Source organism: Pseudomonas sp. MYb60, assembly GCF_002979555.1.
Lineage (GTDB): Bacteria > Pseudomonadota > Gammaproteobacteria > Pseudomonadales > Pseudomonadaceae > Aquipseudomonas.
In genome coordinates, this window is sequence record NZ_PCOZ01000002.1 from 531,274 (window position 1) to 557,455 (window position 26,182).

Genomic DNA, 26,182 nt, shown 5'->3' on the forward strand with positions numbered 1-26,182 from the left:
TCGCTTGCAGGAGAACGGCCATGAGCACTGTGATCGATGACCATGGTCACGCCGACCATGCCCACGGCCCCGCCAAAGGCTTGATGCGCTGGGTGCTGACCACCAACCACAAAGACATCGGCACGATGTACCTGTGGTTCGCATTCGCCATGTTCTTGCTCGGCGGTTCATTCGCCATGGTGATCCGTGCCGAGCTGTTTCAGCCGGGCTTGCAGATCGTCGAGCCAGCGTTCTTCAACCAGATGACCACCATGCACGGCCTGATCATGGTATTTGGCGCGGTCATGCCGGCGTTCGTCGGGCTGGCCAACTGGATGATCCCGCTGATGATCGGCGCGCCGGACATGGCCCTGCCGCGCATGAACAACTTCAGCTTCTGGCTGTTGCCGGCGGCATTCCTGCTGCTGGTATCGACCCTGTTCAGCCCGGGTGGCGGGCCGAATTTCGGCTGGACCTTCTACGCCCCGCTCTCCACCACCTACGCGCCGGAAAGCGTGACGTTCTTTATCTTCGCCATTCACTTGATGGGCATCAGCTCGATCATGGGCGCGATCAACGTAGTCGCCACCATCCTCAACCTGCGCGCACCGGGCATGACGTTGATGAAAATGCCATTGTTCGTGTGGACCTGGCTGATCACCGCCTTCCTGCTGATTGCGGTCATGCCCGTACTGGCAGGCTGCGTGACCATGATGCTGATGGACATCCACTTCGGCACCAGCTTCTTCAGTGCGGCGGGCGGCGGTGATCCGGTGTTGTTCCAGCATGTGTTCTGGTTCTTCGGCCATCCCGAGGTGTACATCATGATCCTGCCGGCCTTTGGCGCCGTCAGCTCGATCATCCCTACGTTCTCGCGCAAACCGTTGTTCGGCTACACCTCAATGGTCTACGCCACCGCGAGCATCGCGTTCCTGTCGTTCATCGTATGGGCGCACCACATGTTCGTGGTCGGCATTCCATTGGTGGGCGAACTGTTCTTCATGTACGCCACGCTGCTGATCGCCGTGCCGACGGGCGTGAAGGTGTTCAACTGGGTCAGCACCATGTGGCAAGGCTCGCTGACGTTCGAGACGCCGATGTTGTTCGCCGTGGCCTTCGTGATCCTGTTCACCATCGGTGGGTTTTCGGGGCTGATGCTGGCGATTGCGCCGGCTGACTTCCAGTACCACGACACCTACTTTGTGGTGGCGCACTTCCATTACGTACTGGTGCCCGGCGCGATCTTCGGCATCTTTGCCTCGGCGTACTACTGGCTGCCGAAATGGACCGGCCACATGTACGACGAAACCTTGGGCAAGCTGCACTTCTGGCTGTCTTTCGTGGGCATGAACATGGCGTTCTTCCCGATGCACTTCGTGGGGCTGGCCGGCATGCCGCGCCGGGTGCCGGACTACAACCTGCAATTCGCCGACTTCAACATGGTGTCGTCGATTGGCGCATTCATGTTTGGCGCCACGCAGATCTTCTTCCTGTTCATCGTGATCAAGTGCATCCGTGGTGGCCCGCCGGCGCCGGCCAAGCCGTGGGATGGGGCTGAAGGGCTGGAGTGGAGCGTCCCTTCACCAGCGCCCTATCACACCTTCACCACGCCGCCGGAGGTCAAATGAACAGGCCGCTCGCCAAGTCACCCCAAATCCCCTGTGGGAGCCACCTTGATCGAGTTCACTTTGGGGGGCGTCATGGCTGAGTCCGTGCCCATCAGGCGGCTGGTCACCCGCCTGCTCATTTTGGTGGTCGCCATGTTCGCCTTCGGCTTTGCGCTGGTGCCGATCTACGACGTGATGTGCAAGGCATTCGGCATCAATGGCAAGACTGCCGGGCAGTACGAAGGCTCGCAGGTGGTGGATGTATCGCGCCAGGTGCGGGTGCAGTTTCTGTCCACCAATGCCATCGACATGGTCTGGGAATTCCATTCCAAGGCTGACGAGGTAGTGGTCAATCCCGGTGCAGTGACCGAGATGCTGTTTGTGGCCCATAACCCCACGGACAAGGCGATGACCGCCCAGGCGGTACCGAGTATTTCCCCGGCCGAAGCGGCGATGTATTTCCACAAGACCGAATGTTTTTGCTTCACCCAGCAGGTGCTGCAGCCCGGTGAGCGCATCGAAATGCCGGTGCGTTTTATCGTCGATCGCGACATGCCCAAGGATGTGAAGCATTTGACCCTGGCGTACACGCTATTTGATATCACTGCCCGCCAACCGCCGGTGGCTGCCCACAGCGGCGGCTAGCTACTGTTTGCCCCCTCAATCAGGAGAGCGAATACATGTCGTCTCATGATACGTACTACGTACCAGCGCAAAGTAAATGGCCAATAATTGCGACGTTTGGCCTGTTGATCACGGTGTACGGCCTGGGTTTGTGGTTCAACGACCTCAAGGCGGCGCGAGCGGAGTCCCACGGGCCGTGGATTTTTTTCGTCGGCGGGCTGTTGCTGGCCTACATGCTGTTCGGCTGGTTCGGCGCGGTGATCAAGGAAAGTCGCGCCGGGTTGTACAGCGCGCAGATGGACCGCTCGTTTCGCTGGGGCATGTCGTGGTTCATCTTTTCCGAGGTGATGTTCTTCATCGCGTTCTTCGGCGCACTGTTTTACGTGCGACACATGTCGGCGCCCTGGTTGGCGGGCGAAGGTTCAAAAGGCATCGCGCACATGCTCTGGCCGAACTTCGAGTTTGCCTGGCCGCTGCTCAACAACCCTGACCCCAAACTGTATCCCGCACCCGAAGGCACCATCAGCCCGTGGGGCCTGCCGCTGGTCAATACCATCCTGCTGGTGAGTTCCAGCGTGACCATCACCATCGCCCACCATGCCCTGCGCAAGGGTCATCGCGGCGCGTTGAAGATCTGGCTGGCGATCACCGTGCTGCTGGGCCTGGCGTTCCTGGGGTTTCAGGCCGAGGAATACATCCATGCGTACAAAGAACTGGGCCTCACACTGGGTTCCGGCGTGTACGGCGCGACGTTCTTCATGTTGACGGGGTTTCATGGCGCCCACGTGACCATCGGCACGATTATTTTGTTCGTGATGCTGATGCGTGTGATGCGCGGGCACTTCAACGCCGAGCACCAGTTCGGGTTCGAGGCGGCCAGCTGGTATTGGCACTTTGTGGATGTGGTGTGGATCGGGCTGTTCTTCTTCGTCTACGTGCTGTGAGGAGCGTTACCAAGGCGCATGGGAAACCAACTGGCCGCTGAAAAAGCCCCAGGTGATCAACCCCAGGGTGATCACGGCCAAGATCACGCGCACGGTCAGGGCGTTGACGAGGCGGTTGGAGTGGCCGCCGTCCTTGACCAGGAAAAACAGGCCACTGAGCAGGCTCACAACGGTCGCGATCAGCATCAGGGCGATGGCAGCTTTGAGCATGGGGCGGCTCCAATGGGATGGGCGGGCAATGAAAACAAGTATAGCCAGCGCCGCAAAAGGCTTTCATCCAGGCATCGCACCGACGTTGGTGGTGCTGGTGTTGCTGCCCGTGATGGTGGGGATGGGGCTTTGGCAGCTGTCCCGCGGCCAGGAAAAACAACAGCTGGTGGACAGTTATGCCGAGCGGCGCGCGGCTGAGCCGATCAGCAGCGTGCAGCTCAACGAGCTCACCGACCCGGCCTTCCGTCGCGTCCGCCTGCGCGGCCAATTCGATGCCGCGCACACGGTGCTGCTCGACAACCGCATGCGCGACGGCAAGGCCGGCGTCGAGCTGCTGCAACCCTTCCATGACCAGGCCAGCGGCCTGTGGCTATTGCTCAATCGCGGCTGGCTGCCGTGGCCGGATCGGCGCCTGCCGCCGGCATTCACCACCCCCGACCAGCCGTTGAACCTGGACGCCTGGGTCTACGTCGCCCCCGGCGAAACCTTCCAACTGCACGCCGACCCGGCCAATGCCCAATGGCCGCGTCTACTGACCGCCTTGCATCCTGCCGCGCTCTGGGCCGAGTTGGGGCGCAGTGGTTTTGCCTATGAGCTGCGTGCCGAAGCCGGCCCCGGCACGTATGAAACCACCTGGCCGATTGTCGCGATGGGCCCGGAAAAACACTTGGCGTATGCGGTGCAGTGGTTCGCCATGGCCTTGGCGCTGATGGCGCTTTACGTCTATCTCGGACGGCACAACACACAGGAGAAGTCCCATGGGAGCGGCCATGAATCCACCCAGCGCATCTGAGCTGCCGGACCGGCGCAAAGGTCGCTGGCAGTTGATCCTGATCCTGATGATGGTGATCGGCCCGATGGCGCTGGCCACCTTCATGTACAAGCTGCAGTTCTGGGTGCCGGACAGCCGCAGCTATCACGGCGAGATGATCGGCAACGGCCAGACGCGCGCGGAGATCGGCGTGCAGGCGGATGAGCAGCGCTGGCAGTTGTTGGTCACGGCGCCCGCTGCCTGTGCTGCCGATTGCCAGCAGTTGGTGTACCTGGCGCGCCAACTGCAAATCAGCCTGGGCCGCGATGCGTCACGCGCCAGCCATGCGTTGGCCAGTGCGCAGCCGGTCGGCGCCGAGTACGAGGCCAAATTGAAAGTCGAATACCCGCAGCTGCAACGCTACCCACTGGACCTGTCGACCTTCACCAAGGGCGCCACTGCACCAGGCGATGCGCAATTGTGGATCGTCGACCCCCACGGCAACCTGGTGCTGCGCTACGACGCCGGGGTCAAGGGCAAGGACTTGCTCAATGACCTGCGACACCTGCTGAAACTGTCGAACATCGGATAAGGGCATCGTCATGGCCAAGCCTGGATTTCGCCTTGCGTTGTTTGCCACCCTGCTGGCGCTGATCGTGGTGCTGCTCGGGGCCTATACCCGCTTGACCCATGCCGGCCTGGGCTGCCCGGACTGGCCCGGTTGCTATGGGTTTATCAGCGTGCCGCAGAGCGAAGCCCAACTGGCCCATGCCGAACTGCATTTTCCCGACGCTCCGGTGGAAGCGGACAAGGGCTGGAGCGAGATGATTCATCGCTACTTCGCCGGTACCCTGGGGCTGTTGATCGCACTGCTGGCGGCGCGCTCGTGGAGCCATCGGCGTGACCCAGGCCAACCGGTGAAGTTGCCGCTGTTTGTGCTCGCGGTAGTCGTCGCTCAGGCGGCGTTTGGCATGTGGACGGTCACGTTGAAGCTCTGGCCCCAGGTGGTGACGGGGCATCTGCTGGGGGGCTTTGCGACCTTGAGCCTGCTGTTCCTGCTGACCTTGCGATTGTCCGGCGTGCTGCCGGCGCTGATTGTGCCCAAACGCCTGCAATACTGGGCCACGGCGGGGCTGGTGCTGGTGATCGGCCAGATTGCGTTGGGCGGTTGGGTCAGCTCCAACTACGCGGCGGTGGCCTGTATCGACCTGCCGACCTGTCATGGCCAGTGGTGGCCTGCGGCGGACTTTGCCAACGGCTTTCACCTCACCCAGCACATCGGCCCCAACTATTTGGGCGGGCAGCTGGACAGCGAGGCGCGCACGGCGATTCATCTGACCCATCGTCTTGGCGCTGTGGTGGTCACGCTGGCGCTGCTGGGCCTGGCCTGGCAGTTGCGGCTGGTGGGCATGACGCGTCTGGCTGGCCTGCTGCTGATCGCATTGGCGGCGCAACTCTGCCTGGGCCTGAGCAACGTGTATTTTCATCTGCCACTGCCGGTGGCGGTCGCCCATAACGCCGGCGGCGCGGCCTTGTTGCTGACGCTGGTGCTGGTCAACTACCACGCACGCACCAGCCTCGTTCGGGTGCGTAACCAGCAGCCCTTCGGCTGGCGATTTATCCCGCGCAAACAGGTGTCGGGCCTCATCACCCTCAAAGGAGAGATGCCATGGCGTCCTTGATCGGTGCGCGTCACGACCAGGCGCTCTGGCGTGATTACCTGGAGCTGACCAAGCCGAAAGTGGTGGTGTTGATGCTCATCACCTCGCTGGTGGGGATGTTCCTGGCGACGCGTGCCGGCGTGCCGTGGACGGTGCTGGTGTTCGGCAACCTCGGGATTGCCCTGTGCGCGGGCGGCGCGGCGGCGGTGAACCATGTGGTGGACCGGCGTATCGATGCAGTCATGGCGCGTACGCATAAACGGCCGCTGGCCCAGGGACGTGTGGCGCCAGGGGCAGCGTTGGCCTTTGCATTGTTTCTGGCTGTTGCAGGTTTAGCCCTGCTGCTGGCGTTTACCAACCCCTTGGCGGCGTGGCTGACCTTGGCTTCGCTGCTGGGCTATGCGGTGATCTACACCGGATTCCTCAAGCGCGCGACACCGCAGAATATCGTCATCGGCGGCCTCGCCGGGGCGGCACCGCCGCTGTTGGGCTGGGTGGCCGTCACCGGGCATATCAGCGCCGAGCCCTTGTTGCTGGTGCTGATCATCTTCGCCTGGACCCCGCCGCACTTCTGGGCCCTGGCCATCCATCGCAAAGAGGAATACGCGAAGGCCGATATTCCGATGCTGCCGGTGACCCACGGCGAGCAGTACACCAAGGTGCATATCCTGCTCTACACCTTCGCCCTGCTGGCGGTGAGCCTGATGCCTTATGTGATCCATATGAGCGGCCCGCTCTACCTGGCCTGCGCACTGCTATTGGGTGCGCGCTTTCTGCAATGGGCCTGGGTGTTGTACCGTGGCGGTCGGCCGCACGCGGCGATCAACACCTTCAAGTACTCTATCTGGTACTTGCTGCTGCTGTTCATCGCCCTGCTCGTAGACCACTACCTACTGTTGAACCTATGACCCGAACTCAGAAAACCGTCTTCATCCTGGTCGCCATCGTCGCGCTGATCATGGGCCTGACCGTCAACAAGGTGCTCAATGGCAAAGGCCAGGGCGACCCCACTGCGCTGATCGACGCAGGGATCATCCTGCTGCCGCAAAGCCGTCAGTTGCCCCCCGTCAGTATGAGCAACCAGGACGGCCAGCCGGTGCTGGTCAATGAGTTGAAGGGCAAGTGGAGCCTGCTGTTCTTTGGCTACACGTTCTGCCCGGATATCTGTCCTACCACTCTCGCCCAGTTGCGCCAGATCAAGAGCGAGCTGCCCAAGGACGTCGTGGACAAGTTGCAGGTGATCCTGGTGAGTGTCGATCCGCACCGCGATACGCCGGCTCAGCTCAAGCAGTACCTGGGGTACTTCGATCCGCAGTTCGTGGGCTTGACTGGTGCGAACGTGGAGGACGTGCAGAAGGTGTCGAATGCGGTGAGCATTCCGTTTATTCCGGCCGATACCAGCAAGCCGAATTACACCGTGGACCACAGTGGCAACCTGGCGTTGATCGGGCCGGACGGGACCCAGCGTGGGTTTATCCGGGCGCCGTTGAACAACCAGAAGCTAATCGCGCAACTGCCTGGCCTGTTGCAGCGAAAATAACTAACGCCACAAAACAACGGTGGGAGGGGGCCAGCCCCCTCCCACCTTTTGATCTCCGGTAGTTGGGAGATCGAGTCGGATCAGAACGCCGGCTTGATCGCGCCTTTGTACTTCTCTTCGATGAACTTCTTCACTTCAGGCGTGTGCAGGGCTGCCACCAGCTTCTTCACCGCGTCCGCGTCCTTGTTGTCTTCGCGGGTCACCAGAATGTTCACGTAAGGCGAGTCGCTGCCTTCAATGACCAGGGCGTCCTTGGACGGGTCCAGCTTGGCTTCCAGCGCATAGTTGGTGTTGATCAGCGCCAGGTCGACCTGGGTCAGCACGCGCGGCAGGGTCGCGGCTTCCAGTTCACGGAACTTCAGGTTTTTCGGGTTGGCAGTGATGTCCTTGATGGTCGACAGGATGTTGCTCGGGTCCTTCAAGGTGATCAGGCCGTTCTTGGCCAGCAGCAACAGTGCGCGGCCGCCGTTGGTGGCGTCGTTCGGAATCACCACGTTGGCGCCGCTTGGCAGCTCGTCGAGCTTCTTGTACTTGCTGGAGTAGGCGCCCAGGGGCTCCAGGTGCACGGCACCGACGCTCACCAGGTGAGTGCCCTTGGCCTTGTTGAATTCATCCAGGTACGGCTGGTGCTGGAAGAAGTTGGCGTCCAGGCGCTTTTCAGCCACTTGTACGTTCGGCTGCACGTAGTCGGTGAAGACTTTGACCTGCAGGTCCACGCCTTCTTTGGCGAGTGCAGGTTTCACGAACTCCAGGATTTCCGCATGCGGCACCGGCGACGCAGCGACGGTAATGGTTTCGGCGTGGGCGGAAAACGCGGCAACGGCGGCGAAAGCAACCAGTAGTTTTTTCATCCAACAAGCTCCTTGTTCGGGCAGGTGCCGGCTTTTGGGCCGGCAGTGGCCGTTATTTTCGAGAAAAATGCACCACCAGCTTGTCGCCGACGGTTTGCAGAATTTGCACCAGGATCAGCAGCATCACCACGGTGACCACCATCACATCGGTCTGGAAACGCTGGTAACCGAAGCGGATCGCCAGGTCACCCAGGCCACCGGCACCGACCACACCGGCCATCGCCGTGTAGGACACCAGTGTAATCGCCGTCACCGTAATCGCCGCGAAAATGCCGGGGCGTGCTTCGGGCAACAAGGCGTTGGTGATGATCTGGCGCGTGCTGGCGCCCATGGATTGGGTGGCTTCGATAATGCCGCGGTCCACTTCACGCAGGGCGGTTTCCACCAGGCGTGCGAAGAATGGCGTCGCACCGACGACCAACGGCGGAATCGCCCCCGCCACACCCAGCGAAGTCCCGGTGATCAACACGGTGAACGGGATCATCACGATCAACAGGATGATGAACGGCAGCGAACGCAGGATGTTCACGATCAGCGACAGCAGCGCGTACAGGCCCTTTTGTTCGAACAGTTGGCGCGGGCTGGTCAGGAACAGCAGCACGCCCAGCGGCAGGCCCAGTACCACGGTAAAGAACAGCGAGCCGAACAGCATGGTCATGGTGTCGCCAGTGGCGAGCCAGATTTCGGACCAGTCGATATTGGCGAAGAAACTCAACAGGACTTCCATTAGCGCAGGACCTCCATGTGGACGTCGGCGGCGGTGAAGCGCGCGAAGGCGGCCTCCATGTCACCACCCGTGACGGCGAGGGTCAGTTGCCCGTAAGGGATGTCTTTGATGCGGTCGATACGGCCGGCAAGAATGCTGTAGTCCACTCCCGTTTCGCGGGCGACGGTACCCAGCAGCGGCGCGTAGGTCGCTTCGCCCTGGAACGTCAGGCGCACGATACGGCCCGGCACATGGGCGAAATCGTCGCGTTGTTCGTTTTCGTCGACCTGTTCGGACTCTTGCACGAAGCGCTTGGTGGTCGGGTGCTGGGGGTGCAGGAACACATCGGCCACCGAGCCTTGCTCGACGATCACGCCGGCGTCCATTACCGCCACCTGGTCGCAGACGCGGCGGATCACATCCATTTCATGGGTGATCAAGACGATGGTCAGTTTGAGCTCGCGGTTGATTTCGGCCAGCAGTTGCAGCACCGAGGCGGTGGTCTGCGGGTCGAGGGCGCTGGTGGCCTCGTCGCACAGCAAGATTTTTGGCTTGGTCGCCAGCGCGCGGGCGATGCCGACGCGCTGCTTCTGGCCCCCGGACAATTGCGCCGGGTACTTTTTGGCGTGATCTGACAGGCCAACCCGTGCGAGCAGTTGTGCGACGCGCAGGTCGATGTCCTTGCGGGACAATTCGCCCGCCAGGGTCAGCGGCAGCGCCACGTTGTCGGCGACGGTCTTGGAGGCCAGCAGGTTGAAGTGCTGGAAAATCATCCCGACTTGCTGGCGAAAACGGCGCAGGCCGTTGGCGTCCAGGGCAGTCACTTCTTCACCGTCGACGCTGATCTGCCCGCCGCTCGGTTCTTCGAGGCGATTGATCAGGCGCAGCAGGGTACTTTTGCCGGCACCCGAATGGCCGATGAGGCCAAACACCTGGCCGTTCTCGACGGTCAGGCTGGTGGGGTGCAGCGCGGGGATATCCTTACCGTCGACACGGTAGGTTTTATGGACGTTATGAAACTCGATCACGTAGCGAACCTTGTGGGGCGCATGGAAAAGGGATCAGCGGTTAGCCGGGCGCGCATTTTAGCCTGTCCAACTAGTGTTTCTTAGCATTTATTTCGCATCCATCCAGCGATTTGGCAATAACGCGATCAAAGGTCATATAAAAGGAACGGCCCCCAACCCCATCAGTCACTACTTAAGCAACTCGATTTCCCAGGTGCCGTGCCTGGGGTTTTGCTCAAACGAGCCGGGGATTGCTCTGGCCACTTTGAATAAGGAGTCATGTCTGATGAGCACCAAAAAGCCAGCTACCCCGCCGAAGAGTGAACTCGCGGGTACCGATACCCTGGACCGTGGCAATACCAACGCCAAGTTGCAGGCCTTGGAGGCGTTCCGTTCCGACGCAACCGGCCAGGCGCTGCGCACTAACCAAGGCGTCAAGATTTCCGATAACCAGAACAGCTTGAAGGCCGGCGCACGCGGGCCGTCGCTGCTGGAAGACTTCATCATGCGTGAAAAAATCACGCACTTTGACCATGAGCGCATCCCGGAGCGCATCGTGCATGCTCGTGGCACCGGCGCCCACGGGTATTTCCAGAGCTACGAGAACCACTCGGCTCTGACCAAGGCAGGGTTCCTGCGCGACCCAGGCCATAAAACCCCGGTATTCACCCGATTCTCCACCGTGCAGGGCCCTCGAGGTTCAGGCGATACCGTGCGAGACGTGCGTGGTTTCGCCGTGAAGTTCTTCACCGACGAGGGCAACTTCGACCTGGTGGGCAACAACATACCGGTGTTTTTTATCCAGGACGCAATCAAGTTTCCCGACTTCGTCCACGCGGTGAAGCCTGAACCGCACAACGAAATTCCAACCGGCGGTTCGGCCCATGACACGTTCTGGGATTTTGTCTCGCTGCAGCCTGAGTCTGCGCACATGGTCATTTGGGCCATGTCTGACCGTGCCATTCCAAAAAGCCTACGCAGCATGCAGGGCTTTGGCGTGCACACCTTCCGTTTTATCAATGCCGAAGGCGTGTCCAACTTTGTCAAATTCCACTGGCGTCCTACGGCGGGTACCTGTTCGCTGGTGTGGGACGAAGCGCAAAAGCTTGCCGGTAAAGATACCGACTACCACCGTCGCGACCTGTGGGAAGCCATTGAAATGGGCGATTACCCAGAGTGGGAACTGGGTGTGCAGGTGATTCCAGAAGACAAGGAACACGCGTTCGATTTCGACATCCTCGATCCCACCAAGCTGATACCCGAGGAATTGGTGCCCATCACGCCGCTGGGCAAGATGGTGCTCAACCGCAACCCGGACAACTTTTTTGCCGAAGTTGAACAGGTGGCGTTCTGCCCTGGCCACATCGTGCCCGGGATCGACTTCTCCAATGACCCGCTGCTGCAAGGTCGGTTGTTTTCCTACACCGATACGCAGATCAGCCGACTCGGTGGTCCGAACTTTCACGAATTGCCGATTAATCGACCGGTCGCCCCCTTCCATAACGGCCAGCGTGATGCGATGCACCGCACCACCATCGACAAGGGGCGTGCGGCCTATGAGCCAAACTCCATCGACGGCGGCTGGCCCAGCGAGACAGCGCCGGCTGCCGAGGATGGTGGTTTCGAATCCTATTACGAGCGCGTCGACGCCAACAAAGTGCGCGAGCGCAGCGAGTCGTTCGGGGATCACTTCTCCCAGGCGCGCCTGTTCTTCCGCAGCATGAGTGCGCATGAGCAAGAGCACATCATTGCGGCGTACAGCTTTGAGTTGGGCAAGGTGGAGCGTGAGTTTATCCGCGCGCGCCAGGTCAACGAGATTCTGGCCAACATCGATCTGGAACTGGCCAAACGCGTGGCGCAGAACCTGGGGCTGCCGGCACCGACAAAAGGCACGGTAGCGGAGCTCAAGACCAAACCCGAGCGCTCCCCTGCATTGAGTCAGGCGAATTTGTTGCCGGGCGATATCAAGACCCGCAAGGTGGCGATTCTGGCGGCCAATGGCGTGGACGGTGCGGCGATTGCCGCGTTGAAGGCGGCGCTGGAAGCCGAGGGTGCTCACGCCAAGCTGTTGGGGCCGACGTCGGCGCCGGTGAAGACGGCGGATGGCAAGAGCCTGCCGGTGGATGCGTCGATGGAAGGCATGCCGTCCATTGCGTTTGACGCGGTATTTGTTCCCGGCGGCAAAGAGTCGGTCAAGGCGTTGAGCGGCGACGGTGTGGCACTGCATTACGTGCTGGAAGCGTACAAGCACCTGAAGGCGATTACGGTTGCCGATGATGCCAAGCCGTTGCTGGACGTGCTCAAGCTCGAGGCGGATGCGGGGTTGATCGTGGGTTCGGACGCCAAGGCGTTCAAGGCGTTCTTTGCCGCGATTGGCCAGCATCGGGTGTGGGATCGTGAGCCCAAGGCTAAAGCTATTCCGGCTTAAGCTTTTGGTTGTTTGTTAGATGGCTATCGGGGGCAAGCCCCCTCCCACACGTTGAATGTATTCACAGATCAGAATGTGGGAGGGGGCTTGCCCCCGATGGTTTTACTCAGCCTTACGCGGAATCAAAACAACCTGCGCCGGAATCTTCTTCAAGATCTGCCGGTGAATCTTCAGCTCATAGGCCGAATCAATTCGTTTCACCCGTTTGGTCAGCAATGTGGCCAGCCACGGGTAATCCTCGGTGCGCGGTGCCTGGATACTCACGTCACACTGGTAATTCACCACGTCGGTCGCAATCGCATCCAACTGATGACGCAGCGCTTCGATATCGGTGAGGTTCAGCGCGACCGTGGTGCTGGGCGCCGCCGGGTCGATGACCTTTGCGGCGGGCTTGGATTCCGCGGCCTTGAGGGCGGCCTCGGCTTGATCCAGCTCGGCCTTGCGGGCGTGGCTGATGGCGCTGTTGACGCCACCGGTGAGCGCCGGGGCCTTGGGCATCAAGGCGCGGGCACGGCTCAGGGCGGTGGCTGCAGCGTTGACATCACCTTTTTGCAGCACGATCTGGCTGCGCTGCAAGTAGGCTTCGGCCAATTGGCGCTGGTGGGCCTCGAGCGCCGGGTCGTTGGGCGACTGGGCCTGCAAGGCGGCCAACTGGTCTTCGGCGGTAGCCAACTCGCTGCTAGCGAGGTTTTGCTCCAGCTGTGCGATGGCAGCAGCACGCGCATCCGGGACCTCTGGGGCCGCGGGCGGTGTGCTTTGACAGGCGCCCAGCAGCAGGGAAAATGCGGCAAGGAGCAGATAACGGGAGGTGAACGGCTTCATTCCTGCGACTCTCTATTTGCGCAAAAAGCGAGCAAGTCTACACCCCTCGACGGGGCAGGACAAAACTCAGCAGAAACAGGGCGGCGGCCGTGACCACAATCGATGGCCCGGCCGGGGTGTCCTTGAACCAGGACAGCGACAGCCCTCCGCACACTGCAAGCATCCCCAGCAGGCTGGCGCCGATCGCCATCTGCTCCGGTGAGCGGGCATGGCGCTGGGCGGCTGCGGCGGGAATGATCAGCAGCGACGTGATCAACAATACGCCGACTATCTTCATCGCGACAGCAATCACCACGGCGATCAACAGCATCAAGGCCATGCGCAGCGTCGGCACCGGCAGGCCTTCGACGGTGGCCAGTTCCTCGTGCACGGTGATCGCCAGCAGCGGGCGCCACAGGGCAATCAGCAACACCAGCACAATGGCGCTGCCGCCGAGAATCCACGCAAGGTCGGTTGGGCTGATCGCCAGCAGGTCGCCAAACAGGTACGCCATCAGGTCGATGCGCACTTCGTGCATGAAGCTCAGCACCACCAGGCCCAGGGACAGGGTACTCGGCGCGAGGATGCCCAGCAGGGTGTCCGACGCCAGCGGCTGGCGCTGTTGCAGGGTCACCAGCAGCACGGCCAGCAACAGGCAGCCCACGGTCACGGCGATGGTCGGGCTGACATCCAGCAGGAAGCCCATGGCCACCCCCAAGAGCGCCGCGTGGGACAAGGTGTCGCCAAAATAGGCCATGCGTCGCCAGACCACAAACGAGCCCAATGGGCCCGCCACCAACGCCAAGGCCAGGCCTGCCAGCAGGGCGTAGAGCAGAAAATCAGCCATGCTTGCAGCTATCTCCATGAACGTGGGTATGGGGTGCGGTGGGGTCATCGACGACTTCGCCATGCAGGTCATGGGCGTGGTCGTGATGGTGGTGGTAGATCGCCAGGCTCTGGGCGTTCTTGCCGAACAGCTCGACGAAGGCCGGGTCGCCGCTGACCTGTTCCGGGTGGCCGGAGCAGCATACGTGGCGGTTGAGGCACACCACCTGGTCGGTCGTGCTCATCACCAGGTGCAGGTCGTGGGAGACCATCAGCACGCCGCAGCCATGACGGTCGCGCAGGCGCGTGATCAGGCTGTACAGCTCGGCCTGGCCGGCGACGTCCACGCCTTGCACCGGCTCATCCAGCACCAGCAGTTCCGGCTCGCGCAACAGGGCGCGGGCCAGCAGCACGCGCTGCATTTCACCGCCGGAGATGCTTTGCACGGGGCTGTCGATCACCTGTTCGGCGCCCACTTCCCTGAGTGCGGCCTGGGCGCGGTCGCGGTCGACACCGGGGACCAGGCGCAAAAAACGCAGCACGGACAAGGGCAGGGTCGGGTCGACGTGCAGCTTCTGCGGCATGTAGCCGACGCGCAGCCTGGGCTTGCGCCACACGCTGCCGCTGTCGGGCTTGAGCAGGCCGAGCACGGCGCGTACCAGGGTGGTCTTGCCGGCGCCGTTGGGGCCGATCAGGGTAACGATCTGCCCCGGTTCGACGCTCAGTGCGATGTTATCCAGCACCGCTTGCCCGGCGAACGTGACGCCCACTTGCTCCAGGCGAATCAACGCATTGCTCATCAAGCCCCCTGGCAACCCGAGCACAGGCCGACCACTTCGACCGTTTGCCCTTCGACCCGGAAACCGACGTCGGCAGAACTCTTGATAATGGCGTCGCTGATGCTTTTTTGTTCAAGCTCGATGGCGGCGTGGCATTCGCGGCAGATCAGGAACTGGCCTTGGTGCGCATGTTCCGGGTGGTTGCAGCCGACAAAGGCGTTGAGCGAGGCGATGCGGTGTACCAGGCCGTTTTCCAGCAGGAAATCCAGCGCGCGGTACACGGTCGGCGGTGCGGCGCGACGGCCATCCTGCTCACTGAGCACGCCGAGGATGTCGTAGGCGCCCAGCGGCTTGTGGCTCTGCCACACCAACTCCAGCACGCGGCGACGCAGGGCGGTCAGGCGCAACCCTTTCTGCGCGCAGAGGGTGTCGGCCTCCGACAGCGCGGTGTGCACGCAGTGAGAGTGGTCGTGGGGACGGCTGGCAAGCGGTGTTTTAGGCATGAGCGGCGACGATATTTGATAGAGACGTTATTATGTTACCCGTTCCTACGCCATTGAGTGGTCATCGTGCCCAGACTTTTTCCCGTTTTTGTCGTATTTGTCGCCAGTTTGTTCATGACCGGCATCGCTCAGGCCGACGTGAAGGTGCTGACCAGCATCAAGCCGTTGCAGTTGATTGCCGCTGCCGTGCAGGACGGCGTGGCCGTTCCGGAGGTGTTGTTGCCGCCGGGCGCGTCGCCGCATAACTATGCGCTGCGCCCATCCGACGTACGGCGCGTGCAGTCGGTGGACCTGTTGTATTGGATCGGTCCAGATATGGAGACTTTCCTGCCGCGCGTGCTGAAAGGTCGTACAGCCCCGACGGTCGCCGTGCAGGATCTGCCCGGCATGAAGCTGCGCCGTTTCGCCGAAGATAGCCACTCCCACGCCGATGAAGCCGACGATCACGATCACGATCACCGCCCAGGCAGCCTGGATGCACATTTGTGGTTGTCGACGGTTAACGCCCGGGTGATCGCCGCGCGTATGGCGTCTGACCTCAGCGCCGCCGACCCGGCTAATGCCGCACGTTATCAGAGCAATGTGAAGGCCTTTACCGAGCGGCTGGATGCATTGGATGCGCGCTTGAAAGCGCGCCTGGCGACCATTGGCGATAAGCCCTACTTCGTGTTCCACGAAGCGTTCGATTATTTCGAAGAAGCCTACGGGCTCAAGCACGCCGGGGTATTCAGCGTGGCCGCCGAAGTGCAGCCTGGCGCTCAGCATGTGGCAGCGATGCGTACACGATTGCAGGAAGTGGGCAAGACATGCGTATTCAGCGAGCCGCCGCTGCGTCCGCGGTTGGCTGAAACCCTGGTGGCAGGCTTGCCGGTAAAGCTGGCGGAATTGGATGCGTTGGGCGGTTATACCCCGGCGACCGCTCAAGGTTATGAGCAGGTGTTGGAGAAGCTTGGTAACGACCTGGCCGGGTGCCTGAACTCGTTGTAACAGGCGGCGCCGATCGAATGTGGGAGCAGGCTTGCCAGCTCCCACAATGACCGGGTTGGGCTTTAGAGGGCGAACGGCAGTTGGATCGTGACCTGCTGACGTTGTGCCAGTCGATGCTCAAACTCCGCCGGGTCGTGGATCAGCACATCCTGGCCGGCAAACGACTCGGCGGCGATCAAACGCGACAGCCAGAACCGCACGCACGCCACCCGTAACATCGTCGGCCACAATTCGGCTTCCTTGGCCGTGAACGGCCGCAGGCCGGCGTAGGCGCCCAGCAGTGCGCGGGCGCGGGGCCCGTCGATGACGCCGTCGGCGTCCGAACACCAGTCATTCAGGGCGATGGCCACGTCGTACAGCATCGGGCCGGAGCAGGCGTTGTAGAAGTCGATCAGGCCTGTCAGGTGAGTGCCTTCGAACATGGCGTTGTCGCGAAACAGGTCGCCATGAAGGTTCGCGCGTGGCAGAGCCAGGATCTGTGCCTGGTGCGCCGCGATTTCATCCAGGGCCTCCTGCAGCAAGCGCTTTGGCGCCGCTTGCAGGTGCGAAATCAGCTGTGTGCCTTCGCTGAGCATCCAATCGAGGCCGCGATCGGTCTTGCGCTCCAGTACCTTCTCGCCCTGGGTCGCCTGGTGCAGATGGCCGAGCAGCTCGCCGACCTGGGCGCAGTGCTGGGCGTTGGCGTCCTTGATGTGCTTGCCGGCCAGGCGCGGTTGCAGCAGCGCCGGCTTGCCTTTCAGTTCGCGCAGGGCGACGCCGTCGGTGGTGCGCAGCGCGTAGGGTACGGGCAGGTCGGCATCGTGGAGGACGTCGAGCAGTTCGATGAAGAACGGCATTTCGGCGACGGGGCCGCGTTCAACCAGGGTCAGGACGAATTCGCCGTGTTCCAGGCTGATGAAGAAGTTGGTGTTTTCGCTACCGGCGGCAATTCCCTGGAAATCCAACAGGCGGCCGAGCCCGTAAGGGGCGAGAAAGGTTTCCAGCTCGGGCCGAGCCAGGGGAGTAAACACAGACATGGTTAAAACTGCCAGTACGGGCGCCGCAGTGCACGGCGCCAATTGAAGTTAAGAAATCATTTCCATTCGAAAATCTTCCATGACGGGATCAGCATATCCGGCTGGTCAGAGCGGATGAAGTTTGCATCAGTGCCGTCCGCCCGCACCAGAAAGTACGGTGGCGCGCCTTTCGGGGTGACCTTGATTGCATACAGGAACCCGTTTTGGCGGTACTCCTGGATAGTCTTGTCGCCTTCCGTGCGAATGGTAACTTCCGGATCGCCCGAAGGGGCGGTGTCTGCCGCCATGGCAGCCATCGGAGCGAGTGCAATCAAGCCAGTGAACAGCAGGCGATTGAATGTACGCATGATAACCTTGTCCCTTTGTCGTCATTGGTCCGGCTATTCTAGCGCCTGACCCGCCGAAAAGGTTGATCCTGCTCATGAGCCAAGCCCCCCTCGTCCTGGTGGACGGTTCTTCATATCTGTACCGCGCCTTCCACGCGCTGCCACCGCTGACCACCTCCAAAGGCCTGCCGACCGGTGCGGTCAAGGGCGTGTTGAACATGCTCAAGAGCCTGCGCAGGCAGTACCCGGACAGCCCGTTCGCGGTCGTGTTCGACGCTAAGGGTGGGACCTTTCGCGATGACATGTACGCCGAATACAAGGCCAATCGTCCGAGCATGCCCGATGACATGCGCGTGCAGATCGAGCCGCTGCACCAGAGCGTCATGGCCCTGGGCTTCCCGTTGCTGTGCGTCGAAGGCGTCGAGGCCGATGACGTGATCGGCACCCTGGCCCGCAGCAGTGCGGCCGCCGACCGGCCGGTGGTGATTTCTACCGGCGATAAAGACATGGCGCAGCTGGTGGACGGGCACATTACCTTGGTCAACACCATGACCGGTAGCTCGATGGACATCGAAGGCGTAAAGGAGAAATTTGGCGTCGCTCCGGAGCAGATCATCGACTATCTGGCGTTGATGGGCGATTCGTCCGACAACATTCCGGGCGTTCCGGGCATCGGTCCCAAGACGGCTTCCGGCTTGCTGGTGGGCGTGAACGGCGGCCTCAAGGAGCTTTACGAGCAACTCGACATCGTGCCGACCTTGCCGATCCGTGGGGCGAAAACCCTGCCGGCCAAGTTGGAAGAACACCGTGAAATGGCGTTCCTTTCCTACCAATTGGCGACGATCAAGGTCGATGTGCCGCTGGACGTAGGCCTGGATGATCTGCATCTGGCCGAGCCGGATCGCGAAAAACTGATGGAGTTGTACGCGCTGCTGGAGTTCAAGAGCTGGATCGACGAGATCCAGCGCGACGTCAAACGCGTCGAGCTCAAGGCAGCGCCGGCGGTTGAAGCCGTTGTCGAAGCCGTCGAGCCTGTGGAAGCGTCCTACACCACGGTACTGGACCAGGCCACGTTTGATACCTGGCTGAAAAAGCTCAACGACGCGAAGCTGTTCGCGTTTGACACCGAAACCACGGGTATCGACGCCCAACAGGCGCAATTGGTTGGCATCTCCTTTGCCGTGCAGCCCCACGAGGCGGCCTACATTCCGCTGACCCACTCCTACATCGACGCGCCGCAACAGCTGGACCGCGACACGGTGCTGCTGGCACTGAAACCGTTGCTGGAAGACCCGGCCAAGCTGAAGGTCGGCCAGCATGCCAAGTTCGACATGAACATCCTGGCCAACTGTGCCATCGGTGGCGACGCGGCGAATGGAATTACCGTGCGCGGTATTGCCTTCGACACCATGCTCGAATCCTACGTGCTCAATTCCACGGCCACCCGCCATGACATGGACAGCCTGGCCAAGAAGTACCTGGACTACGACACCGTCGCCTTCCAGGACATCGCCGGCAAGGGTGCCAAGCAGCTGACGTTCGACCAGATCGCTTTGGAGCAGGCTGGCCCTTACGCCGCGGAAGACGCCGATATCACCTTGTGTCTGCACCAGGCGCTGTTTGCACAACTGTCTGCCATCCCAAGTCTGGCGAGCGTGCTCACGGATATCGAAATCCCGCTGGTGCCGGTGTTGGCCCGTATCGAGCGCCAGGGCGCGTTGGTCGACAAGGAATTGCTGGGCATCCAGAGCATCGAGCTGGGCAACAAGATGGTCGAGCTGGAGCGCCAGGCGTTCGAGATCGCCGGTGAGGCATTCAACCTGGGCTCGCCCAAGCAGCTCGGCGCAATCCTGTATGAAAAACTGGGCTTGCCCGTTTTGAAAAAGACCGGCAAAGGCCAGGCCTCCACGGCTGAAGAAGTGCTGGCCAAGCTGGCCGAAGATGATTATCCGTTGCCCAAGGTGCTGATGCAGTACCGCAGCATGAGCAAGCTGAAAAGCACCTACACCGACCGCCTGCCAGAGCAGATCAACCCGCGTACCGGGCGGATCCACACGTCTTATCACCAGGCCGTGGCCGCGACCGGGCGTCTGTCTTCCAGTGACCCGAACCTGCAGAACATTCCGGTGCGCACGGCGGAAGGCCGACGGATTCGCCAGGCATTTGTCGCGCCAAAGGGCTACAAGCTGCTGGCGGCGGACTATTCGCAGATCGAGCTGCGGATCATGGCGCACCTGTCCAAGGACGAAGGGCTGATGAACGCCTTCCGCGACAACCTGGATGTGCACACGGCCACGGCGGCCGAAGTGTTCAAGGTTGAGTTGGGCGAGGTCTCGTCCGACCAGCGCCGCAGCGCCAAGGCGATCAACTTCGGCCTCATCTACGGCATGGGCGCCCAGAAGCTGGGCAAAGACATCGGCGTCGATACCAAGACGGCCAAGGCGTATATCGACGTGTATTTCGCCCGCTACCCCGGCGTGCGCGAATACATGGAGCGCACGCGCGCCCAGGCGGCAGATCAGGGTTACGTCGAGACCTTCTTCGGCCGCCGCTTGTACTTGCCGGACATCAATTCCAATAAGCCTCAGGAGCGCGCCGCCGCAGAACGTACGGCGATCAATGCGCCGATGCAGGGCACTGCTGCGGACATCATCAAGAAAGCCATGGTGCGGGTGGACAATTGGCTGACCGACTCGGGCCTGGATGCCAAGGTGATCCTGCAGGTGCACGATGAACTGGTGCTCGAGGTGCGCGAGGACCTGGTGGCCGAAGTCAGCGAGAAGATTCGCGAGCACATGAGCGCTGCTGCGGCGCTGGATGTGCCGCTGCTGGTGGAAGTGGGCGTGGGGAATAACTGGGACGAAGCGCACTGAGTCCGGGGCTCTGCCATCACCTTGCGTGGTGGCAGAGTGCTTTAGTGCGGAAATCGCCGTCGGTTATTTCAAATAGTTTTTCCAACCTGCCGGAACTTAACCCGTGAACTGCTACTCAGAGTTACTGAATGGGTGGTGAAGCCCTTCAATGCTCCTATGTTGTGTTAAGTGTTGGCAGATATCTGGACCCCGCCCTAGCGGTCCAGTACTTGAACCCCGAACTTCCCCTCCCCATACGAAGTCCGGGGTTTTTTTTGCCTGCAGAAAAGTTACTCGGCGAGTTCCGCGCCCTTGTCTGCCAGTTCCATCCAGTCGGCCAGTACCGTGTAGGCCTCTTCAAGGCCCAGGCGTTTTGGCGCCGAGAACAGCTGGATAGTGATTGCGTCACCCCAGCCCTTGCGGATTTCCGACTGCACCTTGAGCAGGGTGTTCTTGGCGGCGCCGTAGGTCAGCTTGTCAGCCTTGGTCAGCAGGATGTGCATCGGCATGCCGCTGGCGACTGCCCAATCGAGCATCAGCAGGTCGAAGTCGGTCATTGGATGACGGATGTCCATCATCAGGATCAAGCCCTTCAAACTCTCGCGGCCACCCAGGTAAGCCTCGAGGTGACGCTGCCAGTGAAGCTTCAATGGGATAGGGACTTTTGCGTAACCGTAGCCCGGCAGGTCGACCAGACGCCGATCATCGTCTAGCTTGAAGAAATTGAGGAGTTGCGTGCGGCCCGGGGTTTTCGAGGTGCGCGCCAGGCTGGCGTGGGTCAGGGTGTTCAGCGCGCTGGATTTACCAGCGTTGGAACGACCGGCAAAGGCGACTTCAAAACCTTCGTCATCGGGGCATTGGTCAACTTTGGCGGCGCTGAGCATGAACGTGGACTGTTGGCACAGGCCGAGGATGGGATTCTTGAGTTGCATGAGATTTCCGATGTGGGCGGTGCCGAGAAAAGGTGCGGCAAGCGGTGTCGTTTCCGTTTCAGTAGCGCCAGTATATAATGCCGCAGATTTTGTGTGTGCTTTGTCCCAGCGAAGGATGAGGTTCACGGGAGCGAAAGACCTTTATTGCGCATTAGAACGCAAAACGCTCTCAAACCCTGAATTGGTCGACGTATGACCAAGTGGTTGCTCGCGATCGGTCTCCTGATTCCGCTTTACGGCGCTCAGGCTACACAGGATCCGGAAGCGGTGTACAACCGAGTTTGCGTGGCTTGCCATGCCGGCCAGCTGCCAGGTGCCCCCAAGCGGGGTGATCAGGCGGCCTGGGCGCCAAGACTGGCGCAGGGCATGGACACGCTGGTCCAACACGTGACCCAGGGTTTCAAGGCAATGCCGCCGCGTGGTTTGTGCATGGACTGCAGTACTGAGGATTACCAGGCCGTCATTCAATTGATGGTGAGTAAACCCGGTAGATAACTCTTAAACCCTTAGCCGTAGTTGGATTAGCTGATGAACAAACTGATCGTGAGTCTGCTGTTGACCCTGGGCATCACCGGTGTTGCCCATGCTGCAGGCGACGCTACAGCGGGCCAGGCGAAAGCCGCCGTATGTGGTGCTTGCCACGGACCGGATGGCAACAGCCCGGCGCCGAACTTCCCCAAGCTGGCCGGCCAGGGTGAACGTTACCTGACCAAGCAGCTGCACGACATCAAGGACGGCAAGCGCACGGTGCTGGAAATGACCGGCTTGCTGACCAACCTCAGCGATCAGGACCTGGCGGACATCGCGGCCTATTACGCCAGCCAGAAAGGCAGTGTGGGAGCTGCCGATCCGAAGCTGGTAGCCCGGGGCGAGAAGCTGTTCCGCGGCGGTGACCTGGACAAGGGCCTGCCGGCCTGCACGGGCTGCCACTCGCCAAACGGCGCTGGCATTGCCGCCGCAGGCTTCCCGCACCTGAGCGGCCAGCACGCGCAATACATCGCCAAGCAACTGACCGATTTCCGCAAGGAAGAAGCGGGTCGCGCCAATGATGGCGACGCGATGATCATGCGCACGATTGCGCGCAAGCTCAGTGACGAGGACATCGCCGCGGTGTCCAGTTACATTCAAGGCCTGCACTGATTCGGGGCCTTGCGTTAACACTCGATTAATCCCGCGATGCAAGCATAAAAAGGGTGGCCCAGGCCGCCCTTTTTTGTGGCCGGTGCCGTTACACTAACGAACTCATGCCCGCGCAGGCCTGTCACAACAAAGGTCGCGTGAGGCGACTTTATTTGTCCAGGAGTAAAGCATGCGTAATCTGATCCTCAGCGCCGCTCTCGTCACGGCCAGCCTGTTCGGCATGACCGCACAAGCTGCCGACGTGCCGCTTGAAGCCGGTAAGACCTATGTTGAATTGGCCAACCCTGTTCCGGTTTCCGAGCCTGGCAAGATCGAAGTAGTGGAGCTGTTCTGGTACGGCTGCCCGCATTGCTACGCTTTTGAGCCGACCATCAACCCATGGGTTGAAAAGTTGCCCAAGGACGTGAACTTCAAGCGCATTCCCGCCATGTTCGGCGGCCCATGGGATGCCCACGGCCAACTGTTCCTGACCCTTGAAGCCATGGGCGTGGAGCACAAGGTGCACAACGCGGTATTCGATGCGATCCAGAAACAAGGCAAGCGTCTGACCAAACCGGACGAAATGGCTGACTTCGTGGCTACCCAGGGCGTCGACAAGGACAAGTTCCTGGCTACCTTCAACTCCTTCGCTATCCAGGGCCAGATCAAACAAGCCCGCGAACTGGCGCAGAAGTATGGCGTGCAAGGCGTACCGACCCTCATCGTCAACGGCAAGTACCGCTTTGACCTGGGTACCGCCGGTGGTCCTGAGGCGGTTCTCAATGTCGCCGACCAGTTGATCGCCAAAGAACGCGCAGCCAAGTAAGGGGCCCGTCATGCGTCGCTGGGGTACTGAACGTGTCGTTGGCCTGCATGACCCGCAGGTCAACGAGCATCACCTGGAATCCACGGGTTTGCCGGCAGACAGCCGGCTGCGCCTGCTCAGCTTCAATATCCAGGTGGGGATCAGCACCGAGAAATACCGGCACTACCTCACCCGTGGCTGGCAGCACCTGCTGCCCCACAACGGGCGTGCCGGCAACCTGCAGAAGATCGGCAGCCTGTTGAGTGATTTCGACCTGGTTGCCTTGCAGGAAGCCGACGGCGGCAGCTTGCGCTCCGGCTATATCAACCAGGTGGAACACCTGGCCCAGCTTGGCGCATTTCCCTACTGGTACCAGCAACTCAATCGCAACCTCGGGCGCCTGGCGCAGCACAGCAATGGCGTGCTCAGCCGCTTGAAACCTTCCGCCATCGAAGATCACCCGCTGCCGGGCCCCAAGGGCCGTGGCGCGATACTCGTGCGTTTTGGCGAGGGTCCAGAGGCGCTGGTGGTGGTGATGATGCACCTGGCGCTGGGTGCCCGTACCCGCACCCTGCAGCTGGCCTATATCCGCGAGCTGATTGGCAACTACAAGCACCAAGTGCTGATGGGTGACATGAACACCCATGCCAACGACTTGCTACTAAATTCTCCGCTGCGGGACCTGGGGCTATTGGCGCCGCAAGTCGAAGCCACGTTCCCCAGCTGGCGTCCGCAGCGCTGTCTTGACCATATCCTGCTCAGCCCTACCCTCACGCTCGAGAGTGTGCAGGTGCTGGCGCAGCCCATCTCCGATCACCTGCCGGTCGCGGTAGAGATTCGTCTACCGGGTTCGCTCACGGCTGATGCATTCCCCGCGTTGAGCCCAGGCACCAGCGGACCCCTTGCATGAGCGACGACGCCGAGCGTTGGAAAGAAAAATACCTGAAGAGCATCGAGCAGCAGGAAAAGCTGGAGCGTCGCTGGGCCGCCCGCCTCGACCTGCTGCGTCGAGGGCTGGTGCGCAGCACCCTGGCCGCCGAAGGCACTGACCGCGCAGTGGACCAGTGCATGAAGGAAATGCGCGACGTGGTCCGCACCGACGACATGGACGCCGCCCTCGCCGCCCTGTTGCCGCGCCTGGAAAAAGCCGTGCTCGACTCCGAGCAGCGCCGCGAAACCCGAGTGGACCAGATCGGCACCGCGCTGACCTCACTGGTCGCGCAGTTGCAAAAACTGCCGCTGCCCCGTGAGGTGGCCCGCCCGCTGAAAACCTTTGCCAAGCAATTGGATGGACGGGTCAGCCAGGCACGTGAAATCCCGCTGCTGCTCAGTGAGCTGAGTGGCCTGCAAGGGCAGGCACTGAGTAATCTGGACCCGGACGCCGAAGCCTCGCGCCCTGGGCCGGGCTTGCTGCAGCGTCTGTTTGGAACGAAGGACGGTGCAACCGAGGCGACAACCAGTGAGCCTGCACCCGTCCCGGCACTTCAGCCTGTCAGTGCTCCACCTGCGGCCGAGCCCCAGGCGCCTTTGCCATCGGCTGAGCCGCCGGCACCGGTGAAGGCGGCCGAGGTCGACACCGCTGAAGCCGTCGTTCGCGAGGGGATGGTTCCCGCGCCGTTGCCTGAAGCACCTGCGGCACGCATCGAGCCCGGCGCGTCCGAGCCAGAAGAGTCCGAGAGCGCGTCTGAAAGCGCCCTGGCCGCGTTTATCGAGATGCCAGAGGCGCCGGTTCAAACCCCGGATGAAACGGCGATTGGCAGCCTGTCCCTGCCCCCCGTATTGGAAACCGAAGAGCCCGACCCCGACGAGCTGCAACCGGACAGCCCTTTTTCCCTGCCGGACTCGCCAGAGCCGTCCTACAGTTCCGTCGCCAAGCATATCGAAGACACCCTGCTCGGCCTGCTGGACGAGCTGTCCCTGCCCGAACATCACCGTCCTCAGGCCGAAGCCATGCGCGAACGCCTGGCGCACGGGTTGAACTGGTACGAGCTACTGCCGATTCTCGATGACCTGGCGGTGCTGATGCTGGCGATTACCGACAGCGGCCAGCATGAGTTCGAGGCCTATCTCAAGCAACTCAACGAACGTCTCGAAGCTTTTCAGGGGCACCTGCAAGTGGCCAGCGACGGCCATGCCGACAGCCGGTCGGCTGCCCGTGAACTGGATACGCAGATTCGTAAGCAAGTGGACGGCCTGCAAAGCAGCGTCCAGGAAGCGGCTGATCTCAGCAGCCTCAAGCACGTTCTGGAAAGCCACCTTGAAGGCTTGCTGGGCACGATGGATGAGCACCAACAGCAACGCGACCAGCGTGAGCAGGAAGTGGCGGCGCGTCTCAAAGGTCTGGCCGAGCGTGTCGCCAGCATGGAGCAGGAAGCCCAGGGTTACCGTGAACACCTTGAGGTGCAGCGCCAGAAAGCCCTGATCGATCCGCTCACCGGCCTGCCCAACCGTGCAGCCTGGAGTGAGCGTCTGGACCATGAGGTCAACGCCTGGCAGCAGCACGGCAACAACCTGTCGCTGGCCATGCTCGACCTGGACCACTTCAAGCGCATCAACGATGGCTACGGCCACCTGGCCGGTGACAAAGTGTTGAAGATCATTGCCAGCGTGCTGCGCAAGCGGTTGCGCCCGAGCGATTTTATCGCGCGGTTCGGCGGTGAAGAGTTTGTGCTGCTGATGCCCGACTCTTCGCTGGCCGATGCCCTGGCGGTCGGCAATGCACTGCGCGCTGCCGTCGAGGCGTGCCCGTTCCACTTCAAGGGCGAGCCGGTGACCATCACGGTGTCCATGGGAGTGGCGCAGTTCCAACCGGGCGAGCGCAGCGACCTGGTGCTCAAGCGCGCCGATGCGGCGTTGTATCGGGCCAAGGCGGCCGGTCGCAACCAGGTACAGGCGGCGTAAAAAATGTTCCATTTTGTGATTTGACCGC

27 protein-coding genes are annotated in these 26,182 nt (G+C 61.5%); 16 read left to right on the forward strand and 11 right to left on the reverse strand.

What is annotated here, in order from left to right:
* The first annotated feature begins 20 nt into the window (after window positions 1–20).
* The 3 genes from ctaD (at window position 21) to CQ041_RS05300 (ending at window position 3,154) form a co-directional block, all read left to right on the forward strand.
* Window positions 21–1,607, forward strand: a complete 1,587-nt coding sequence (gene ctaD, locus CQ041_RS05290) for a cytochrome c oxidase subunit I (protein ID WP_105521415.1) — start codon at window positions 21–23, stop codon at window positions 1,605–1,607.
* Window positions 1,608–1,679: 72 nt separating this feature from the next.
* Window positions 1,680–2,231, forward strand: a complete 552-nt coding sequence (locus CQ041_RS05295; RefSeq protein WP_105521476.1) for a cytochrome c oxidase assembly protein — start codon at window positions 1,680–1,682, stop codon at window positions 2,229–2,231.
* Between the two features lie 35 nt (window positions 2,232–2,266).
* Window positions 2,267–3,154 (forward strand): cytochrome c oxidase subunit 3, encoded by an 888-nt coding sequence (locus tag CQ041_RS05300; RefSeq protein WP_105521416.1) that lies wholly within the window; start codon window positions 2,267–2,269, stop codon window positions 3,152–3,154.
* A gap of 6 nt (window positions 3,155–3,160) precedes the next feature.
* On the opposite strand, the gene CQ041_RS05305 is transcribed toward CQ041_RS05300, so the two are convergent.
* On the reverse strand, window positions 3,161–3,364 hold the full coding sequence (locus CQ041_RS05305) for a twin transmembrane helix small protein (protein WP_105521417.1): 204 nt from the start codon (window positions 3,362–3,364) through the stop codon (window positions 3,161–3,163).
* A gap of 28 nt (window positions 3,365–3,392) precedes the next feature.
* On the opposite strand from CQ041_RS05305, the gene CQ041_RS05310 reads away from it, so the two are divergent.
* From CQ041_RS05310 to CQ041_RS05330, 5 genes are read left to right on the forward strand one after another with little or no spacing between them, the layout of a single operon-like run.
* Window positions 3,393–4,157 carry an SURF1 family protein gene (locus CQ041_RS05310; protein ID WP_105521418.1) on the forward strand — a complete coding sequence of 255 codons (765 nt, stop codon included), beginning with the start codon at window positions 3,393–3,395 and terminating at the stop codon, window positions 4,155–4,157.
* Entirely contained in the window at window positions 4,123–4,707 is a 585-nt protein-coding gene (locus tag CQ041_RS05315) for a hypothetical protein (protein ID WP_105521477.1), read from the forward strand. The genes CQ041_RS05310 and CQ041_RS05315 overlap by 35 nt, the downstream gene beginning before the upstream one ends.
* 10 nt (window positions 4,708–4,717) lie before the next feature.
* A complete protein-coding gene (locus tag CQ041_RS05320; RefSeq protein WP_105521419.1) occupies window positions 4,718–5,797 on the forward strand; it encodes a heme A synthase in 1,080 nt (359 codons plus the stop codon).
* Window positions 5,785–6,684, forward strand: coding sequence for a heme o synthase (gene cyoE / locus CQ041_RS05325; protein WP_105521420.1), 900 nt, complete (start codon window positions 5,785–5,787; stop codon window positions 6,682–6,684). Before CQ041_RS05320 ends, cyoE begins: the two co-directional genes overlap by 13 nt.
* Window positions 6,681–7,316, forward strand: coding sequence for an SCO family protein (locus tag CQ041_RS05330; RefSeq protein ID WP_105521421.1), 636 nt, complete (start codon window positions 6,681–6,683; stop codon window positions 7,314–7,316). The genes cyoE and CQ041_RS05330 overlap by 4 nt, the downstream gene beginning before the upstream one ends.
* A gap of 80 nt (window positions 7,317–7,396) precedes the next feature.
* Here the strand turns inward: CQ041_RS05330 and CQ041_RS05335 are convergent, their stop codons facing one another.
* Genes CQ041_RS05335 through CQ041_RS05345 form a run of 3 tightly spaced genes read right to left on the reverse strand, consistent with a single transcriptional unit; the run spans window position 7,397 to window position 9,901 of the window.
* Entirely contained in the window at window positions 7,397–8,167 is a 771-nt protein-coding gene (locus tag CQ041_RS05335; RefSeq protein WP_105521422.1) for a MetQ/NlpA family ABC transporter substrate-binding protein, read from the reverse strand.
* A gap of 52 nt (window positions 8,168–8,219) precedes the next feature.
* Window positions 8,220–8,894 carry a methionine ABC transporter permease gene (locus tag CQ041_RS05340; protein ID WP_099488106.1) on the reverse strand — a complete coding sequence of 225 codons (675 nt, stop codon included), beginning with the start codon at window positions 8,892–8,894 and terminating at the stop codon, window positions 8,220–8,222.
* The gene (locus tag CQ041_RS05345; protein WP_105521423.1) at window positions 8,894–9,901 is read right to left on the reverse strand and encodes a methionine ABC transporter ATP-binding protein; all 1,008 of its coding nucleotides are present in this window, start codon (window positions 9,899–9,901) and stop codon (window positions 8,894–8,896) included. The genes CQ041_RS05340 and CQ041_RS05345 overlap by 1 nt, the downstream gene beginning before the upstream one ends.
* A 193-nt stretch (window positions 9,902–10,094) precedes the next feature.
* Here CQ041_RS05345 and katE point away from each other — a divergent pair, with 193 nt between their 5' ends.
* Window positions 10,095–12,308 carry a catalase HPII gene (katE, locus tag CQ041_RS05350; RefSeq protein ID WP_256586742.1) on the forward strand — a complete coding sequence of 738 codons (2,214 nt, stop codon included), beginning with the start codon at window positions 10,095–10,097 and terminating at the stop codon, window positions 12,306–12,308.
* A gap of 102 nt (window positions 12,309–12,410) precedes the next feature.
* Here the strand turns inward: katE and CQ041_RS05355 are convergent, their stop codons facing one another.
* Genes CQ041_RS05355 through zur form a run of 4 tightly spaced genes read right to left on the reverse strand, consistent with a single transcriptional unit; the run spans window position 12,411 to window position 15,216 of the window.
* Window positions 12,411–13,130: a PA5502 family lipoprotein gene (locus CQ041_RS05355; protein WP_105521424.1), complete on the reverse strand. Its 720-nt coding sequence runs from the start codon at window positions 13,128–13,130 to the stop codon at window positions 12,411–12,413.
* Between the two features lie 37 nt (window positions 13,131–13,167).
* Complete coding sequence (znuB, locus tag CQ041_RS05360; protein WP_105521425.1) at window positions 13,168–13,956, reverse strand: zinc ABC transporter permease subunit ZnuB; 789 nt, start codon at window positions 13,954–13,956, stop codon at window positions 13,168–13,170.
* Window positions 13,949–14,734 carry a zinc ABC transporter ATP-binding protein ZnuC gene (znuC, locus tag CQ041_RS05365; protein WP_105521426.1) on the reverse strand — a complete coding sequence of 262 codons (786 nt, stop codon included), beginning with the start codon at window positions 14,732–14,734 and terminating at the stop codon, window positions 13,949–13,951. Before znuC ends, znuB begins: the two co-directional genes overlap by 8 nt.
* Window positions 14,734–15,216 (reverse strand): zinc uptake transcriptional repressor Zur, encoded by a 483-nt coding sequence (gene zur / locus CQ041_RS05370; RefSeq protein WP_026136513.1) that lies wholly within the window; start codon window positions 15,214–15,216, stop codon window positions 14,734–14,736. Before zur ends, znuC begins: the two co-directional genes overlap by 1 nt.
* A gap of 57 nt (window positions 15,217–15,273) precedes the next feature.
* Here zur and CQ041_RS05375 point away from each other — a divergent pair, with 57 nt between their 5' ends.
* Window positions 15,274–16,203 carry a zinc ABC transporter substrate-binding protein ZnuA gene (locus CQ041_RS05375; RefSeq protein WP_105521427.1) on the forward strand — a complete coding sequence of 310 codons (930 nt, stop codon included), beginning with the start codon at window positions 15,274–15,276 and terminating at the stop codon, window positions 16,201–16,203.
* 62 nt (window positions 16,204–16,265) lie between these two features.
* Here CQ041_RS05375 and CQ041_RS05380 read toward each other — a convergent pair whose 3' ends face one another.
* A complete protein-coding gene (locus tag CQ041_RS05380) occupies window positions 16,266–17,219 on the reverse strand; it encodes a homoserine kinase (protein WP_105521428.1) in 954 nt (317 codons plus the stop codon).
* A 56-nt stretch (window positions 17,220–17,275) separates the two neighbouring features.
* Window positions 17,276–17,566, reverse strand: a complete 291-nt coding sequence (locus tag CQ041_RS05385) for a DUF2782 domain-containing protein (protein ID WP_105521429.1) — start codon at window positions 17,564–17,566, stop codon at window positions 17,276–17,278.
* Between the two features lie 74 nt (window positions 17,567–17,640).
* Here CQ041_RS05385 and polA point away from each other — a divergent pair, with 74 nt between their 5' ends.
* The gene (gene polA / locus CQ041_RS05390; protein WP_105521430.1) at window positions 17,641–20,418 is read left to right on the forward strand and encodes a DNA polymerase I; all 2,778 of its coding nucleotides are present in this window, start codon (window positions 17,641–17,643) and stop codon (window positions 20,416–20,418) included.
* A gap of 269 nt (window positions 20,419–20,687) precedes the next feature.
* On the opposite strand, the gene yihA is transcribed toward polA, so the two are convergent.
* Complete coding sequence (yihA, locus tag CQ041_RS05395; protein WP_105521431.1) at window positions 20,688–21,329, reverse strand: ribosome biogenesis GTP-binding protein YihA/YsxC; 642 nt, start codon at window positions 21,327–21,329, stop codon at window positions 20,688–20,690.
* A gap of 192 nt (window positions 21,330–21,521) precedes the next feature.
* Between yihA and CQ041_RS05400 the strand changes: the two genes are divergently transcribed.
* The 5 genes from CQ041_RS05400 (at window position 21,522) to CQ041_RS05420 (ending at window position 26,154) form a co-directional block, all read left to right on the forward strand.
* The gene (locus tag CQ041_RS05400; RefSeq protein WP_105521432.1) at window positions 21,522–21,824 is read left to right on the forward strand and encodes a cytochrome c5 family protein; all 303 of its coding nucleotides are present in this window, start codon (window positions 21,522–21,524) and stop codon (window positions 21,822–21,824) included.
* A gap of 33 nt (window positions 21,825–21,857) precedes the next feature.
* Window positions 21,858–22,469, forward strand: a complete 612-nt coding sequence (locus CQ041_RS05405; RefSeq protein WP_105521433.1) for a cytochrome c — start codon at window positions 21,858–21,860, stop codon at window positions 22,467–22,469.
* A 169-nt stretch (window positions 22,470–22,638) separates the two neighbouring features.
* Window positions 22,639–23,274 carry a thiol:disulfide interchange protein DsbA gene (dsbA, locus tag CQ041_RS05410; RefSeq protein ID WP_105521434.1) on the forward strand — a complete coding sequence of 212 codons (636 nt, stop codon included), beginning with the start codon at window positions 22,639–22,641 and terminating at the stop codon, window positions 23,272–23,274.
* 10 nt (window positions 23,275–23,284) lie between these two features.
* A complete protein-coding gene (locus CQ041_RS05415; RefSeq protein ID WP_105521435.1) occupies window positions 23,285–24,163 on the forward strand; it encodes an endonuclease/exonuclease/phosphatase family protein in 879 nt (292 codons plus the stop codon).
* A complete protein-coding gene (locus tag CQ041_RS05420) occupies window positions 24,160–26,154 on the forward strand; it encodes a GGDEF domain-containing protein (protein ID WP_105521436.1) in 1,995 nt (664 codons plus the stop codon). The genes CQ041_RS05415 and CQ041_RS05420 overlap by 4 nt, the downstream gene beginning before the upstream one ends.
* Window positions 26,155–26,182 lie beyond the last annotated feature (28 nt).